The sequence below is a fragment of the Vibrio rubrogenes genome, assembly GCF_059641415.1.
In genome coordinates, this window is record NZ_JCARSY010000031.1 from 14919 (window position 1) to 32622 (window position 17704).

At 45.7% G+C, this 17704-nt stretch carries 17 protein-coding genes; 8 read left to right on the forward strand and 9 right to left on the reverse strand.

Features of this window, described 5'->3' with window-relative positions:
* The first annotated feature begins 6 nt into the window (after window positions 1-6).
* The 8 genes from AC55NX_RS16780 to galK all read left to right on the forward strand — a co-directional run bounded on the left by AC55NX_RS16780 (window position 7) and on the right by galK (window position 11106).
* A complete protein-coding gene (locus AC55NX_RS16780; protein WP_496996778.1) occupies window positions 7-849 on the forward strand; it encodes a sugar ABC transporter permease in 843 nt (280 codons plus the stop codon).
* 16 nt (window positions 850-865) lie between these two features.
* Window positions 866-2098: a glycoside hydrolase family 53 protein gene (locus tag AC55NX_RS16785; protein WP_496996779.1), complete on the forward strand. Its 1233-nt coding sequence runs from the start codon at window positions 866-868 to the stop codon at window positions 2096-2098.
* Window positions 2098-4164: a beta-galactosidase gene (locus tag AC55NX_RS16790; protein WP_496996780.1), complete on the forward strand. Its 2067-nt coding sequence runs from the start codon at window positions 2098-2100 to the stop codon at window positions 4162-4164. Before AC55NX_RS16785 ends, AC55NX_RS16790 begins: the two co-directional genes overlap by 1 nt.
* Before the next feature lie 161 nt (window positions 4165-4325).
* Window positions 4326-5588 (forward strand): maltoporin, encoded by a 1263-nt coding sequence (locus tag AC55NX_RS16795; RefSeq protein ID WP_496996781.1) that lies wholly within the window; start codon window positions 4326-4328, stop codon window positions 5586-5588.
* A 174-nt stretch (window positions 5589-5762) separates the two neighbouring features.
* On the forward strand, window positions 5763-7496 hold the full coding sequence (locus AC55NX_RS16800) for a methyl-accepting chemotaxis protein (RefSeq protein ID WP_496996782.1): 1734 nt from the start codon (window positions 5763-5765) through the stop codon (window positions 7494-7496).
* Between the two features lie 43 nt (window positions 7497-7539).
* A complete protein-coding gene (gene galE, locus AC55NX_RS16805) occupies window positions 7540-8559 on the forward strand; it encodes a UDP-glucose 4-epimerase GalE (RefSeq protein WP_496996783.1) in 1020 nt (339 codons plus the stop codon).
* 159 nt (window positions 8560-8718) lie between these two features.
* Complete coding sequence (locus tag AC55NX_RS16810; protein ID WP_496996784.1) at window positions 8719-9786, forward strand: UDP-glucose--hexose-1-phosphate uridylyltransferase; 1068 nt, start codon at window positions 8719-8721, stop codon at window positions 9784-9786.
* 156 nt (window positions 9787-9942) lie between these two features.
* Window positions 9943-11106, forward strand: a complete 1164-nt coding sequence (gene galK / locus AC55NX_RS16815) for a galactokinase (RefSeq protein WP_496996785.1) — start codon at window positions 9943-9945, stop codon at window positions 11104-11106.
* 206 nt (window positions 11107-11312) lie between these two features.
* Here the strand turns inward: galK and arsC are convergent, their stop codons facing one another.
* The 9 genes from arsC to AC55NX_RS16860 all read right to left on the reverse strand — a co-directional run bounded on the left by arsC (window position 11313) and on the right by AC55NX_RS16860 (window position 17384).
* On the reverse strand, window positions 11313-11741 hold the full coding sequence (gene arsC / locus AC55NX_RS16820) for an arsenate reductase (glutaredoxin) (protein WP_496996786.1): 429 nt from the start codon (window positions 11739-11741) through the stop codon (window positions 11313-11315).
* A 118-nt stretch (window positions 11742-11859) separates the two neighbouring features.
* Complete coding sequence (locus AC55NX_RS16825; protein ID WP_496996787.1) at window positions 11860-12096, reverse strand: thioredoxin family protein; 237 nt, start codon at window positions 12094-12096, stop codon at window positions 11860-11862.
* 8 nt (window positions 12097-12104) lie between these two features.
* Entirely contained in the window at window positions 12105-13097 is a 993-nt protein-coding gene (locus tag AC55NX_RS16830; protein WP_496996788.1) for a permease, read from the reverse strand.
* A 2-nt stretch (window positions 13098-13099) separates the two neighbouring features.
* The gene (gene arsB, locus AC55NX_RS16835; RefSeq protein WP_496996789.1) at window positions 13100-14119 is read right to left on the reverse strand and encodes an ACR3 family arsenite efflux transporter; all 1020 of its coding nucleotides are present in this window, start codon (window positions 14117-14119) and stop codon (window positions 13100-13102) included.
* Between the two features lie 10 nt (window positions 14120-14129).
* Window positions 14130-14846, reverse strand: a complete 717-nt coding sequence (gene arsH, locus AC55NX_RS16840) for an arsenical resistance protein ArsH (protein WP_496996790.1) — start codon at window positions 14844-14846, stop codon at window positions 14130-14132.
* Between the two features lie 2 nt (window positions 14847-14848).
* A complete protein-coding gene (locus tag AC55NX_RS16845) occupies window positions 14849-15319 on the reverse strand; it encodes an arsenate reductase ArsC (RefSeq protein ID WP_496996791.1) in 471 nt (156 codons plus the stop codon).
* Window positions 15320-15334: 15 nt separating this feature from the next.
* Window positions 15335-15667 (reverse strand): metalloregulator ArsR/SmtB family transcription factor, encoded by a 333-nt coding sequence (locus AC55NX_RS16850; protein ID WP_496996792.1) that lies wholly within the window; start codon window positions 15665-15667, stop codon window positions 15335-15337.
* 338 nt (window positions 15668-16005) lie between these two features.
* Entirely contained in the window at window positions 16006-16479 is a 474-nt protein-coding gene (locus AC55NX_RS16855; protein ID WP_496996793.1) for a hypothetical protein, read from the reverse strand.
* A gap of 704 nt (window positions 16480-17183) precedes the next feature.
* The gene (locus AC55NX_RS16860; protein ID WP_496996794.1) at window positions 17184-17384 is read right to left on the reverse strand and encodes a hypothetical protein; all 201 of its coding nucleotides are present in this window, start codon (window positions 17382-17384) and stop codon (window positions 17184-17186) included.
* Window positions 17385-17704 lie beyond the last annotated feature (320 nt).

The following is a 17704-nucleotide window of genomic DNA, read 5'->3' on the forward strand; positions in this document are numbered from 1 at the left end:
AAAACCATGAGTATTAAACGTAGTAATCGCATTCGACTGACATTGAGTTACGGCCTGATCCTGTTGGTATCGGTGATCATCATTTACCCATTGGTGTGGACGGTTGGCGCGTCATTCTATCCGGGCAACAGTATCATGGGGGAGTCTATTTTCCCGGATAACCCAACGCTGAGTCACTATGCAACTTTGTTTGCCAATGACAAAGTCGCCTACCTGACTTGGTTCTGGAATAGTTTGAAAATTAGCTTTCTGACCATGGTACTCACACTGATCTGTGTGTCATGTACGTCATACGCATTTTCGCGCTTTCGGTTTAAGGGCAGAAAAAATGGTCTGATGTTGTTTCTGCTGTTGCAGATGATCCCGCAATTCTCAGCCTTAATTGCGATATTTGTTCTGGCACAGATGTTGGGCCTGATTAATAGCCACCTTGCATTAGTGCTGGTTTATGTGGGAGGGATGATCCCGATGAACACTTATTTAATGAAAGGCTATCTGGACGCGATACCGAGAGATCTTGATGAATCGGCCAAAATGGATGGTGCCAGTCATATTCGTATCTTTCTGGAAATTATATTGCCGATTTCAAAACCGATTATTGCCGTCGTCGCATTATTCTCCTTCACGGGGCCACTGGGCGATTTTATTCTCGCGACAACGATTTTAAGAACGCCGGAAAATTATACCTTGCCTATTGGTTTATATAATTTGGTCGTAGAAAAAATGGGGGCAAGTTATACCACATATGCAGCAGGTGCCGTGCTGATTTCAATACCTGTCGCGCTGCTTTATCTATCACTACAAAAATACTTTGTATCTGGCTTAACCGCCGGCAGTACCAAAGGCTAATACGAGAGAGAAAGATATGAATCGAAAATTTAAGGTTGCACTGATGAGTGCGGCAGTGGCTCTGGCTGGCTGTCAATCCGTCCATTCATCGAATCATCGTAGTGCAGATATAAATACCGACTCGGATGAGGTGGTTATCACCTCGCCACAACTCAGAACCGATTTTATCCGGGGGATGGATATTTCCATGTTGCCGGAAATAGAAAAGCTAGGCGGAAAATATTACCAAAATGGTCATGAAAAAGATCTGGTCAAAATATTAAAAGAGAATGGGGTGAATTCTATCCGCGCTCGTTTGTGGGTCGACCCGATGTCGGCCAGTGGTGAAGTGTTTGGTGGCGGTAATAGTACGTTAGCGCGTGCCATTGCGCTTGGTCAGCGCGCACAACAAAACGGCATGTCATTCCTGCTTGATATCCATTACAGCGATTTTTGGGCCGATCCGAAGAAACAACAAAAACCAAAAGCGTGGCAGCAACTGACATTTGAGAACCTCACCCTGAAAGTCTACGACTACACCGCACACGTGATGAAAGCACTCAAAGCTGCCGGTGTTGTTCCGGATATGGTGCAGGTCGGTAACGAACTGAACGGCGGGATGCTGTGGCCGGATGGTAAGAGTTGGGGGCAAGATGGCAAGGAGTTCGATCGTCTGTCACGTCTCTTAAAAGCCGGTATTCGGGCGGTGCATGACAATGACAGTGGTAAAGATATCAAAATCATGTTGCACCTTGCTGAAGCGGGTGACAACGGTCTGTTTCGCTGGTGGTTTGATGAAATCACCAAACGCGGTGTCGATTTTGATGTGATTGGGATGTCTTACTACCCGTGGTGGCATGGCCCGATCGATAAAGTCAAAGCCAATATGAACGATGTGATCCGTCGTTATCATAAGCCAATCGTCTTGGTGGAAACGGCTTTCCCGTTTACCACGAAAAATGGTGACTCACTCAGTAACAGTTATGCCGGGGCCGGCCCGATTGAGGGATACAGCGTTTCAGTTGCTGGTCAGGCGCAATATCTGGCGGACATCATGACACTGCTGAATCAACTGCCCGATCAACAAGGCTTGGGGATCTATTACTGGGAGCCGGCATGGTTACCGATCGATGGTGCCACTTGGTCAACGAAAGCCGGCATGCACTATAACGGCGACAAAGGGGACATGGGTAACTCATGGGAAAACCAAGCGCTGTTTGATTTTAAAGGCAATGCCTTACCGTCATTGAAAGTATTTAAAGGTCAATAATGAATTATAAAAAACACATCATTCCCAAGATAAAAGGCTTGCTTCACGGGGCAGATTACAACCCTGAGCAATGGTTAGACAGACCGGATATTTTAGTCAAAGACATTGAACTGATGAAGCAGACACAATGTAACGTGATGTCTGTCGGGATATTCAGCTGGTCGACGCTTGAACCTGTTGAAGGCCAGTTTCAGTTTGAATGGCTGGATAACGTCCTTGATAACCTGGCAGATAATGGGATTTCGGTGTTTCTGGCGACGCCAAGCGGTGCTCGCCCGGCGTGGTTGTCTGCACGATATCCGGATGTCCTGCGAGTTAACAGCGCACGGGTGAAACAACTACACGGCGAACGGCATAACCATTGTTACAGCTCGCCGAATTACCGCGAGAAGGTGACGATCATCAACACCAAACTGGCGGAACGCTACAGCCGGCATCCAGCAGTGATCGGCTGGCACGTCTCCAATGAATATGGTGGCGATTGTCACTGTCATTACTGCCAGACAGAGTTTCGTGTATGGCTGAAAAACAAATACGGTTGTCTGGATAATCTGAATAAGCTGTGGTGGAGCACTTTCTGGAGCCACACTTATACCAGTTGGGAACAAATTGAATCACCATCTCCGATTGGAGAGAACTCTATTCACGCACTGAAGCTGGATTGGAAACGTTTCTGTACGGATCGCGTCGCGAACTTCTGTGCGCATGAAATTGCACCGCTGAAATCGATCAATCCCGATCTGCCGACAACAGCAAATTTGATGGAGTACTTTTACGACTACAACTATTGGGAGTTGGTGAAGTCAATTGACGTTGTGTCTTGGGACAGTTATCCCCTTTGGCACCGTGACAGCGATGAAGTTGCGCTCGCGTGCTATACCGGGATGTACCATGATTTGATGCGCACGCTGAAAAAACAGCCGTTTTTGCTGATGGAATCGACCCCCAGTCAAACTAACTGGCAGCCCATCACGAAACTCAAAAAAGACGGGGTACATCTGCTTTCTTCTTTACAGGCGGTGGCACATGGCTCTGATTCTGTGCAGTACTTCCAGTGGCGCAAAAGCCGCGGTTCTGTGGAGAAGTTTCATGGCGCAGTGATTGATCATGTTGGTCATGCGAATACGCGTACCGGGCGGGAAGTGACCGCCGTCGGCGAGTATCTGCAACAGATCAATCATGTGGCGGGAACGGGTACGCAGGCCGACGTCGCGATTATTTTTGACTGGGAAAACCGTTGGGCAATCGATGATGCTTCAGGCCCTCGCAATGACGGGATGCACTATGAACAAACCGTGTGCGATCATTACCGCGGTTTTTGGCAGCAGGGGATTAGCTGCGACATTATCGAGCAGCTCTGTGATTTTGCACCTTACAAGATCGTCGTCGCGCCGATGCTGTACCTGATTAAACCTGGGGTCGCACAGCGGCTGGAAGCGTTCGTTGAGCAGGGCGGCACACTGGTCGCAACGTATTGGAGTGGCATTGTTGATGAGAATGATCTGTGCTTTCTGGGCGGTTTTCCCGGAGGAGAAGGGAGCCCGCTGCGTCGCACACTGGGGATTTGGGCTGAAGAGATTGACTCACTCTATGACCATGAACGTGTCTTGTTCACCATGACCGATCAGGCCGGTCTCGGTTTTAGTGGTGAATTCAAAGCCAAGCACTTAATGGAACATATTCATTTAGAGACGGCACAAGCGCTGGCTTATTATCGTGAAGATCTCTTTGCCGGTTGCCCGGTCATCACCAAGAACCAAATCGGGAAAGGGTGTGCTTACTATATCGCGGCTCGGACAGAGACAGAATTTAACGAATTATTCTACGCCGCTCTTGTTCATTTACACGGTATTCGTCGACCCATTGAGAATCTACCTTACGGTGTGTCCGTAACCACGCGTGAAGATGAACAGTCTTGCTACTTATTTATGATGAATTTTATGAATGAGCCGCGGGATGTGAAAGTCCCGCCCGGGAAATGGATCAATGAAAATACAGGAGATGAAGTTCAGGAGAATATGATGATTCAACCTTACCAAGTCATCGTTATCAAGAATAAAAAATAATAAATACCAATAACCACACCGTCTAATAATTTAGGCGGTCATAAACCACAAGATTTAAAAATGAGATGAAATTCATCTCACGGGTAAGTATTGCCTGAACTAATGCAATGGCGATATTTACCCGGCCAATAACGCAAAAAATAATACAAAAGGAAATCAAGATGAAAAAAGCAATATTGACAGTCGCGATTTTAGGCGCTTTATCTGCCACTCACGCTTCAGCGGTCGATTTCAATGGTTACGTTCGTGCCGGTTTGGGCGCCAGTGCTGATGGTGGTGGCACGGAAAGCGGCGATGAGTTTAACAAAACGAAATTAGGCCGTTTGGGGAATGAGTTTGATACATATTCCGAAATTGGTTTAGGTCAGGAGTTATTTAATGAAGACGGCCGATCAATGTATTTTCAGAGTATGATTGAATTGTCATCGGACGGGAATCTTGAGTCTGAAAATAGTAAAGATGATAGCGCCAATTTTGGAATTAAACAGTTAAATATTCAGGCGAAGGGCTATATTCCGACTTTACCTGATGCGGTTATCTGGGCCGGGAAACGTTTTTACCAACGTCATGATATTCACATTATCGATACCAAATACTGGAATGTTTCTGGTTACGGTGTGGGTGTTGAAAATATCAAGTTAGATACCGGTGCGATATCAGCCGCAGTTATCCGGGCCGATAATGAGCTAGCTACGTGGGACGGGAGCGGTAATAAAACCAGTTACGGCGATCTCAATACTTATTTCTTAGATTTACGTTACGCGGGATTCAGCCCATGGGAAGGCTCGTGGACAGAGTTCGGTGTTGACTATGCAATCGTCAATCCAACCGACCAACAAGAGGATTTGGCTAAAAATTTCGATAACGGTCTGATGTTAACCGCTGAACTGAGTCAGAGTTTTTCATTGGGATATAACAAGTTTGTCTTCCAGTACATGGATAAAGGGCTGGCACAAAATGCGATCTCGCAAGGCGGGGGATGGTATGACATCTGGAGTGGTGATGTCAGTCAGGCCAAAGGCTTCCGTTTGATCAGTACCGGTGATTTGAACTTAAGCGAGAACGTTGTGATCAACCATGTCCTCACTTACGGTAACGTGAAAGATCATGGTGACGGGCTCGATAAGGAAACAATGGTCTCATTTGTCGCTCGCCCGACCTACATCTGGTCGCCATACAACAAAACCATGTTAGAAGTCGGCTACTTTGATCAAGACAAAACCAAGGATTCAGGTGCTGAAGAGAAGTCCGGCGGAACAAAACTCACGCTTGCCCATGCGATTTCAGCCGGTGAGTCTTTCTTTGCTCGTCCGGAAATTCGCTTCTTCGTGACTTATTTGAAAGACAATGAAAGCAATTCTTTTGACAACAACAAGCGTAACAACACATTCAACTATGGTGTGCAAATCGAAGCTTGGTGGTAATTGATTGATATTGTGAGCTAATCCTATTGTTAGGCCAGTGTGATTTCATTCTGGCCTATCATGGGAACATGGGAATCTTTTGCCATTTGCTTTTGAGGTAAGTCATATTTAGCCGGAAGGGATGGCGAATATGTCTATATTTCTCTTTCAAGAGCTTTTTATCTGGACTTATGCATGAAATCTCTGTCGTTAAAAAATAAGATTATTATATTGTTTGGGATGTCATTAATAATCACCATCATTACTGCTTATTTTAGCGTTAAATTTGTTATTGGCGACTATATTAATAAAAATTACGATGGTCGTATGGCGAGTAATGTAAATTTAATTAGCAGTGAAATTAGGCAGTCGCTTGAACGCGATATATCGGTGATAGAAAGCCTTGATTTCGGTGTGATTGGTATTCGTGATACTAAGCAAAAACTCGGTTATGAACAAGTCGTTAAGCTCATTAATAAGACAGCGTTAAGTGATAAAGGCAGCTTGGATAAAGTTCAGTCTCAATACTATATTAACTTGGCTCGCGACCAAGTTGATGGTATCAAAATAACACAAATTTTTTCGGAGAGTGGTCAGGCAAAAGTGATTATTTCGAAAAAGAAGAATGGCGTAGTAGATTTTTTTACCATCAATCTAGGGCTAATTGGTGAATTGATTGAACGGTATAGTGTACCTGGTGTTTATTTTGAACTGTTGGATGAGCAGGAAAATTCTATTTATTCAACCGGAAAGTTGAATTTAGCGTTAAAGCAAGTGGATACGATTACTGTTGTTGGTTCCAACTGGTATTTACGCTCGTATATTGACCATGGTTATATCAATAAAATTATAGATAATATAAATCAGGATATTACCAAGTATATGTCACTTTGTGCATTTATCATGTTGGTGATTAGTTTGATTATCCTTAATGTTCAATTAAATCCGTTATCAAAATTAAAGAGATTAGTAGAAAGTTTGTCTGGTAGTGATGCTGATTTAACCCAAAGAATTAATCTTAATCGCCAAGATGAAATAGGTGATATCTCTAAGTCAGTGAATAGCTTTATAGACAATTTACAGGCTTTGTTTAAAAACATTTCTGGTTCGAACCGGGCGTTGAATGAAGCCAGAGAAGAGCTTGATGTGCAAATTGGACGAAATGTTTCTACTGTCGCTAGTTATAACAAGCAAAGTGAAAATTTGTCGCAGGCTATCAATGATATTCGACAGTCATCACTGGATATCCAACAGCAGACCCATCAGGCAATGGCACTTGCTGAAGAGGTTAGTCATCAGGTCAGTAAAGCGGCAGATAAAGGCGTTGTTGCTGAAAATACCGTGATCACCCTAGATGAGAATACAGCGAAAATATCTTCATCAATCGGCGTTATGGGGACAGTCTCGCAGGGGATCAGTAGCATTCTTAGTTCAATTCAGAAAATTGCCGATCAAACGGATTTGTTAGCGCTGAATGCTTCTATTGAGGCTGCGCGAGCCGGTGAGTCAGGCAAGGGGTTTGCTGTTGTTGCTGAAGAAGTTCGGGCACTCGCGTCGAAAACTCGAAGCAGCACCATTGAAATTGACCAGTTTCTTATTCAGTTTTCCAACTCGTCGGATCAAATTGTCGGACAAATGTCTCAGGTTCGGAAGAGCAGTGAGTTAAGCCGAAATAGTACATTGGAAGTTATTGAACAAATTCAATTGGTTGAGAAGGCTGTCGGTGAAATAAATACCATTAATTCATGTGTTTCTAAAGCGTCAGATACTCAGTGCGCAATGATGAAAAAGCTGAACTCAGAGATTGAACGGTCCAATGCTTTGAGCGATGAAATTACCCGTAGTGCAAATGCTATCGCGAGTGTTCATGGTGATATTAGCCGAGTTTCCTCAGCATTAACGACAGACGTGGCGATTTTCAAAGTTTAAATACAAAACGAAATAATCTGAAATTAGTTATGGAGAATCAACAATGAACGTTCTGGTTACAGGCGGAATGGGATATATCGGTAGTCACACGTGTGTCCGACTCATTGAAGCGGGGATGACACCAATCATCGTCGATAATTTGTGTAACGCCAAAAGAGCGGTGTTAAGCAGAATTGAAGCGCTCACGGGCAAACAACCATTGTTTTATCAGGGTGACGTTCGCGATGAAGCCTTTTTAGATTCGGTCTTCGCCAACCACGATATTCAAGCCGTGATTCATTTTGCCGGCCTCAAGGCGGTCGGTGAGTCCGTTGCGAAACCGTTGGAATATTATGACAACAACGTCAATGGTTCACTGGTGCTGGCGCGTTGTATGCGTAAAGCGGGTGTGAAAAGTCTGGTGTTCAGTTCTTCTGCAACTGTGTATGGCGATCCTGACATGGTGCCGATGACTGAAGAATCGCCAACCGGTGCTACCACGAATCCTTACGGGCGCAGTAAATACATGGTGGAGCAGTGTCTGAGCGACTTATTCGTTGCCGAAGGGAGTTGGAGTATCACTTTGCTGCGTTACTTTAATCCGGTCGGTGCTCACCCCTCTGGCATGATGGGTGAAGATCCACAAGGCGTCCCCAATAACCTGATGCCATTTATTGCTCAAGTTGCGGTTGGTCGCCGAGAGAAACTGTCGGTATTCGGTCACGATTATCCAACCCCGGACGGAACAGGCGTGCGTGACTATATTCATGTCATGGATTTAGCCGACGGTCATATTGCAGCGCTCAAAGCCGTGGGTGAACAGTCAGGATTACACATTTATAACCTCGGGACAGGCAAAGGATCGAGTGTGCTTGAAATGGTGGAAGCCTTCAGTAGGGCTTGCGGTCATCCGGTGCTTTACGAGCTATGTCCGCGTCGTCCGGGCGATATCGCCGAATGCTGGGCAAGCACCGAAAAAGCGGAACGTGACCTTGGTTGGAAAGCAACACGCAGCGTGGAAGAGATGGCGGCCGATACCTGGAACTGGCAAATCAATAACCCACAAGGCTATTCCACGGTGTAATTGAAGCCGCAGTGTTCCGCGTTTTCTCATGCCAACGACATCAAATATTGATGCACATGGCAACGGGAAAGCGTGTTGCCTTATGACCTTGTTGTCCGGTTGCCTCCCAATTGAATTGGGGAATGCAAAGAAAAAAATTTTAACAGTTGAGTAAATAAGATGCCGAACGTCGAATTTAACCCTGTGGATCACCCACACCGTCGTTACAACCCACTCACGGGTCAATGGATTTTAGTTTCACCCCATCGCGCCAAACGTCCCTGGAGTGGCGCAGATGAGCAACCTGCGATTGAGCAATTATCAAGCTACGATGAGACGTGTTTCCTTTGCCCGACAAACAAGCGTGTCTCTGGCGATGTCAACCCGGATTACCAAGGCACATACGTGTTCAATAATGATTTTGCCGCACTCATGGTCGATTCACCCGATGCGCCGGCGTCAGACCATCCACTGTTTAAAACCCAGGGGGTACGCGGTTTGAGTCGTGTGATCTGCTTTTCACCAGACCACAGCAAAACCTTGCCGGAGCTGGCGGTGGAGCAAATCCGCAGTGTGATTGATACATGGAATGATCAGATCGAAGCGCTGGGTAAAGATTACGTTTGGGTGCAAGTGTTTGAGAACAAGGGCGAAAGTATGGGCTGCTCTCAACCGCATCCGCATGGGCAAATATGGGCGAACAGCTTCTTACCGAACGAAATCGAACGCAAAGATCATCACCAAAAAGCGTATTACCAAGCGCATGGCAGGCAGTTGTTGGTGGATTATGTGCAAGCTGAACTCAAAGACGGCTCGCGCATTGTCGTTGAAACTGAACACTGGCTTGCGCTGGTGCCTTATTGGGCAGCATGGCCGTTTGAAACCATGCTGTTACCTAAAACACATATTTGCCGTATGAGTGAACTGAGTGAGGCGCAACGAGACGATCTCGCCGTCGCAATTAAAAAACTGACCTGCCGTTACGACAACCTATTTCAATGCTCTTTCCCATACAGCATGGGGTGGCACTATGCGCCGTTCTTTACCGAAGCGGATGCAGAGGAAGAGAGTATCGAACATTGGCAATTACATGCGGTGTTCTATCCGCCGCTGCTACGTAGTGCGACGGTTCGTAAATTCATGGTGGGTTACGAAATGTTGGCAGAGACACAACGCGATCTCACCGCAGAACAAGCGGCGCAGCGTCTGCGTAATCTGAGTGATGTGCACTACAAAGAAGAGCAGTGAGCCTTCACATTCGGCTGAGAACATGTATTCGGTCGATAACATATTCAGTTGATAACCGCTTGATCAACAAGAACGGGATAGTGCGACTGTACTGCTAAAAAGTGAGCTGCAACGCGTTATCCCGACACTGATTTTTATTTTTAAGAGAGCATCCCTATGTCTGATTGTATCCAAAATGTGAAAAAGTATTTTGAACACGTGTTGGGCTATGCACCAAGCCACATTATCCAAGCCCCCGGCCGTGTGAATTTGATTGGTGAACACACGGACTACAATGACGGTTTTGTCTTGCCGTGTGCGATTAACTACCAAACCGTGGTTGCCGCGGCAAAGCGCAATGATAACCGGGTTCGTGTCGTCTCCGTTGATTATGACAATGCAGTGGATGAGTTCGATATCAGTCGGGAAATCACTTTCCAACCAGACAAAATGTGGGCGAACTATATTCGGGGCGTGGTGAAGTGCTTGCTTGCCCGCGGTTATCCGCTCGGTGGTGTGGATATGGCTGTCAGCGGTAATGTCCCGCAAGGCGCGGGTTTAAGTTCGTCCGCAGCACTTGAAGTAGTCATCGGACAAACGTTTAAAGCGCTATTCAATCTGGACATCAGTCAAGCTGAAATTGCATTAAATGGTCAGCAAGCGGAGAACGAATTTGTCGGTTGCAACTGCGGCATTATGGATCAAATGATTTCCGCGCAAGGACGTGAAAACCACGCCATGTTATTGGACTGCCGTAGTCTGGAAACAGAGGCGGTATCGATGCCGGAAGACATGGCCGTGCTGATCATTAACTCCAACAAAAAACGCGGCTTAGTGGACAGTGAATACAACACGCGTCGCGAGCAATGTGAAACCGCAGCACGTATCTTGGGTGTCAAAGCCCTGCGCGACGTGAATATTGAGCAACTGAATGACCGACGCTCAGAACTTGATGAAGTGGTCGCGAAACGTGCCCGTCACGTCATCACTGAAAATGAACGGACGCTGGAAGCCGCAAAAGCGCTGCGTGCCAATGATATGCGACGGATGGGGCAGTTAATGGCTGAATCACATGCTTCAATGCGTGATGATTTTGAAATTACCGTCAAAGAAATCGATATTTTAGTCGAGATGGTAAAAGAGGTTATTGGCGATGCAGGCGGTGTGCGCATGACCGGTGGTGGTTTTGGTGGCTGTATCGTTGCACTGATACCATCGGCATTGGTTGAAAGCGTCAAAGCGACGGTTGAAGCCCGATATGAACAAGAAACCGGCCTCAAGGAATCGATTTACGTTTGTAAAGCGAAAGAGGGCGCAGGTCTTGTTGCAAGCTATCTGTGAAACAGGGGGTGGCAACTGTCTTGAACAACACTGATCCAAAGCCAATGTAAAAATGTGAAAAAGCCAGCGTGAAAACGCTGGCTCAACATGGCGATATGAACGGGATTCGCCAAGGAGACTAACGGGATAGAACTTGATGGTATCTGTACTGGCGGTATAAATACCAAGCAATTTTGATGATGTCGTATCCCGTTTGTGTATTGATGTTATTTACGCTCAGATATCAAGCAGCCCTGTTCGTCCAGAATTTGCTCTCCATCTTCCTTGAAGTACGGGCCCGCCGGCCAGTTGTCGAGTAAATCCAGTACCGCTTCACTTGGCCGACATAATTTGACTCCTTTCGGCGAACAGACGATGGGGCGGTTAACTAAAACCGGGTGCTCAAGCATTGCATTGATGAACGTTTCATCTGTGACATTTTCATCGAGTAATCCCAGCTCTTTAGCAGGGGACTTGCTCGTTCTCAGCGCTTCCCGCGGTGTGATGTTCGCTGCTGCAAAAAGCCCCAGAAGCTGATTTCGCGTCCACCCGTCTTGTAAATATTCGACGATAACCGGCGTATATCCTGCATCCTCAATGATCTGCAAAACATTTCTCGATGTACCACATTCAGGGTTGTGATGTATCACAATCATAACTTTACCTTATTTTTCTCATTGAACATCCGGCATCACAAAAGCGTCTCGACAATCACAACCGTGGCCGATCGAAATGCAATATTCACATGAGCTAAGACGCCAAATCTTAAGTTGCTTAACTATTCAGCCACGCTTTTATCTGGGCTGGTTGAGGGATCGAGCCCGAATGAACAAGCTGTTCATCAATGACAACGGCTGGCGTGCTCATGACGCCGTACTGCATTATCGTCTGTGGGTCGGTTTCTTTTGTCACGTTGGCTTCTACATTGAGTTCAGCCGCAATTTTCTCAATCTGTTCTGCTGTTTTTGTGCATTTTGCACAACCACTGCCGAGCACTTTAATATTTTTCATCGTTCACCTCATATATAAATGGATAAAGCGTTAAATAGCCATCCGACCAAAGTAAAGGACACTAGTAACATCAAAAAGACGGTGACTAATAATCGCCATTGCATCACTTGTTTCAATAAAATAAATTCAGGGAAACTGGCCGCAACGGTACTCATGCAAAACGCCAACGTAGTTCCGATAGGTAATCCATTGACGACTAAACTCTCCATTACCGGAATGACGCCGGTGGCATTAGAATAAAGTGGAATGCCAAGGAGCACAGCCGCAGGGACGGACCACCATTGGCCGTCGCCGAGGTGTTGTGCTATCCAGCCGTCAGGGATGAAACCGTGTAAGGCGGCACCCAAACCAACTCCAATAATCACCCATTTCCACACCCGGCCAAAAATCTCGACGGCTTCATCTTTGGCAAACTGATGTCTTGCTGAAAACGTCATTTTTTGTGGTGTTGCCGATGTTGCGGTTACGGTGCTGTTTTGTGCATTTTTCAGGGCCTTTGCTGCAAAATCTTGTAGCCATCGTTCGGCCTTGATGAAATCCAGAAATACGCCCCCCAAAATGCCGACAAGCATCCCGATCGCAACGTATGCCAACGTGAACTTCCATCCCAGCAGACTCATCAGCAGTAAAACTGCGACTTCATTGATGAGTGGCGAAGTGAGCAGAAAGGCCATTGTGATACCAACGGGAATCCCCGCTGATGTAAAGCCCAAAAAAACGGGAATACTAGAGCAGGAACAAAAGGGTGTAATTGCACCGAAAGCAGATCCTAATACGTATCCTACACCTTTGTGCTTGCCTGCAAGATAATCTCTGACACGCTCAACATTGAGAGATGCTCGCAGTAAGGCGATGACATAAATCATCACAACCAATAGAACATAGATTTTACTGACATCTTCGATAAAAAAATGTACAGCGTCACCCAATTTCGACGCAGGTGATAGTGAGAACACTGAATAAGTCAGCCAGTCGGCGAATTGGGTGAACACTTCAAACATGTTTACGCTCCGAACCAATGACGAGTACGGTTCGCAAACCATACCAGCGACAGCATGACGGGAACTTCCACCAACACCCCAACTACCGTGGCCAGTGCTGCGCCTGAATGCAGACCAAACAACGAAATCGCGACGGCAACAGCCAGTTCAAAGAAGTTCGATGTCCCAATCATGCAGGCGGGAGCTGCGACGTTATGGGGTAACTTCAATTGTTTTGCCATAAAGTAAGCAATCGCAAAAATGCCGTAAGTCTGGATAAGCAGAGGAATGGCAATCAGCACGATCGCTTGCGGTTTTGCCAGAATCGTCTCAGATTGAAACCCAAAGAGTAACACGACGGTAGCCAGTAAACCGATTACGGACCAAGGTTTCATCGTCGCTAAAAACTGATTCAATTGTGAATGGTCATCTGCCTTATCCAGCTTTTGACGGGTCACTGCACCGGCAATCAGGGGGATCAGCACATACAAAATGACAGACAGGAATAGTGTATCCCACGGCACGGTAATATCGGTGACACCTAATAGCATTCCTGCAATCGGTGCGAAGGCAAAGATCATGACGATATCGTTGATAGAAACCTGCACCAGTGTGTAGTTCGCATCGCCTTTGGTCAGTTGACTCCAGACAAACACCATTGCGGTACAAGGCGCAACACCGAGTAAGATCATGCCGGCGATATATTCGGTTGCCGTTTGTGGTTCAACCCAGTCTGCAAACAACCCCTTGAAGAATAACCAGCCAAGGAAAGCCATGGTAAACGGCTTGATTAACCAGTTAATTACAAGTGTGAGGGCGAGACCTTTGGGTTTCTTACCCACGTCTTTCAATGAAGAAAAGTCAATCTGCACCATCATTGGATAAATCATCAGCCAGATGAGTACGGCAATCACCAGATTGACGTGTGCATATTCGAGACCGGCGATGACAGCGAAAGCATCAGGGACAACACTGCCAAGGAGAATACCAATCACAATGGCAATCCCCACCCATACTGATAAATAGCGTTCAAATAAGCCCATATTTTCCCCCTTAAATAGAACGCTGATTGACACGCTGGCTTAACTGCTCAGCCGACTCAACTCGTTCAGAATACCTGTCTACGAAATAGTCTTTATTGCTCCGTAGCAATAAAGTGAATTTCATCAGCTCTTCCATCACATCAACAATACGATTGTAATAGGAGGAAGGTTTCATCCGGTCGTTTTCATCAAACTCAAGAAAGGCTTTCGCCACACTGGATTGATTTGGGATAGTGACCATGCGCATCCAGCGGCCAAGAATCCGTAACTGATTCACCACATTGAATGACTGTGAACCCCCGCATACCTGCATCACCGCTAACGTTTTCCCCTGCGTCGGCCGCACGGCACCGATGCTCAGCGGTACCCAGTCAATCTGGCTTTTGAATATACTGCTCATGGCGCCGTGACGTTCCGGCGAGCACCACACTTGTCCTTCTGACCACATCATTAATTCTCGGAGTTCTTTCACCTTGGGGTGACTTTCATCTTCGGTATCTGTCTGTGGCAGGCCTTCGGGGTTGAATATTTTCACGTCTGCGCCCATTCGCGTGAGGAGGCGGGCACATTCTTCAACCACTAAGCGGCTGAATGAACGCTTCCGTAAAGAGCCGTAAAGTAAAAGGATGCGCGGCGCATGGTCAGCCGGTGTGCTCTGACACTTATCAAATGTTGGTATATCAAGCCGCGACTCATCAATATTCGGCAGGGTAATATCTTGACTCATACCTACTGTGCTCCTAACTTCGCCAATTCCGCTTTGAGTTCGGCAGGGGGGAGGTCTTGTGCTGCGATTGGGAGTAATTGGTTAACCCGCGCTGTGATTTCAGCAATACAGGCGCGGAACCCTCGGGCTTTCTCTGCTTCACTGCCTTCGATTTTAGAAGGGTCTGCCAGCCCCCAATGGACTTTAACAGAATTGCCAAACCACACCGGGCAGGCTTCTCCGGCAGCAGAATCACACACGGTCACAACCACATCGGGTTGGAAATCTTCAAACTCATCCCATGACTGGCTTTGCAAACCTTCAACAGAAATATTAGCTTCTTTCAGGTACTGGACAGAAAGCGGATGTACGACCCCCGCAGGCTGGCTCCCCGCACTTTTTGCAATAATCCGTTCTCCGGCCACATGATTGGTGATGGCTTCAGATAAGATACTTCGACAACGGTTGTGGGTGCAGATATACAGAATTTTCATGGGAATTCCTTTTGATTAACAGCATGACGCTTGTTGTTTGGCCGCTTTCAGTTTTGACAACGCTTCAGCAAAATAGCTGTGATTACTTTCAGCCGTTTGACGGATAACGGCTTTCGCCCAGTCAGGGAGTTGCTCATGGAGTTGGTAATAGACCCATTTGCCACGGCGCTCATCTCGCAAAATATTACATTTGCGTAGCTCGGCTAAATGGCGTGAAACTTTCGGTTGGTCAAGCTCAAGTGCTGCCATGAGATCGCATACGCAAGCTTCTTCGAGGTGATGAATAATCAAAATTGACTTGAGTCTGGTGTCATCAGACAAGCATTTGAAAAACTGTAATGGCGTCATATTTCACATCTCTTAAAACACATATATGAAATATAATATATGTGATTTTTCATATGTCAACTCAATAAGCTATCCGTAAACAAAGTGTCACAATGTTTGCTGACCTTATGGCAAGCCCGGCAACTGATTTTGTCAGTACAGACGTCAGGTTATCTGATTGTGGGGAAGGAAAAGTATGGAAAAAGTATGAGATTTTGGGAGATGAGCATGGATGAGTATGACAGCGGAGAATCATGAGCGATGAATGAGTATATATTCTCATCCATCCATTCATCCAAACATTGGATATTATCGCCAGCAGGACGCAGCAAAATGTGTCCTGCTGAGTGGTCTGCGCTTTAGTTGATATCTAGCTCAATCCAGCCAGAATCAGGGTCGTTCCCAAAACAATCCAGCGATGCACGCGCCCGGTATACATGCTGACAATACATCCCTCGATATGGTGGAAGCGCGTTACTTGGCAGCTCTACATTGACGGTCCATTCATATTTTTCATTAGCATTTAAAACCTGCCCGTCATCAACGGTGATTTCTAAGTCTGTTGTTGTTGACAACGCCCGCACAATTTCTGTGCGCCGGTGCTCTTCGCCATCTTGTTCATAAATGACATCAGTATCCGGTACTTCGACTTCTTCGGTACCTTCGATTTCCAGATAAACCCGATCGATTTTTAAATCAGCATCATCAACCTGAACTCTAATTCGCAATTCAAACTGCTCCCCAAACTCTATTGCGGATGAGTCCAAATAAACTTTCGCAGCTCCTCCCGTGATAAAATTCTTAATTGATTTTACTTTATCGAAAAACCCCATTTTTCGTCCTTAACTTAACTATGGTTGAAATATTATCTATAAATAGACACTGAAATATTGACGTTGTATTGCTGAATGTATAACGCTGCGTTCTTACGAATCTGCTTATTATTTCCATATAAAGAGAACATCGCGAATCGTCTTTTAGAGTGGATAAATTTTGCCCACAAATGCTGTCAAATAGAGCAAGTATGAGTTTATAACGCTGCGCGATATCGAGATTCTACAATAATTTTTTTGTCAAAAGTGCTCTTGCTCTCACAAAAATACTGATTTATCTGATGGTTACAAATTAATTAAGCCTGAATAGGGTTGAATTTATTGGGCTAAAACTGACCGTCGTATCAGTCACATCTGAGCCTTTAAAAACGGTAAAACCGTGTCATTTAATATATGGTTTACAGCGATCGAAACTGTTGTTGTCTAAATATTGGTCAAAGCATAACTTTGTTGTCGATATATTATTAAAATAATTGATAACCTAAATGGGATGATAAAATCTTTATATTAAAAATAGATGATCATTGAAGGAAAATGGATTGTTAATGGTACTTAAATATTTTTAATCTGAATATTTTACAATTTAAACCAGTTTTATCAGGTGTTGTAACAATCTAAAATCAGCATCGATTCATCTCTATATTATAAAACGAGCCGCATCCGCGGCTCGAAATCGGCATTACCTAAATCAATCAAGATCCTCGTTACACCGGATCCTCCCCATCAATCTCTTGATGGTAGCGCACGTAATGAGTGGTAATCAGATTGTTCAGATACAGCAATACATTGCGCAGCTCTTGACTGTTGTGCCGCTGTTCGGCTTCAAACATTTCTTCTAACTGACGCAAGTATTCGCGGGCTTTTTGGGCAAATTCGGGATTATAAGGGATAGTTTCGTACATCATTTGACTCCTGAAGAGTGGAAAGTTATTTCACCACAGGAGTTCCTACGCTCGGGTGGTGAACTGGAACAAGGTGTAGGAATGCCGCTCTTCAGGATTACGACCAGCCGAAGCTGCCTTGCCCAGCTCACCATAATTCAGATGTGCTGAGGCCGCATATAGTAAGAAACCAACGTAAAGTTAGCAACCTATAATACCTGAAGAACAAATTTGCGGGTTCCTACGCCCGGCACAGGATTTTGCCAGTGCAGGGAGTAGGTTATCTGTTTTGGGGAAAATAAAAGTATGAAAAAAGTATGAGGTTTTGCGAGTGAGTTAACAGG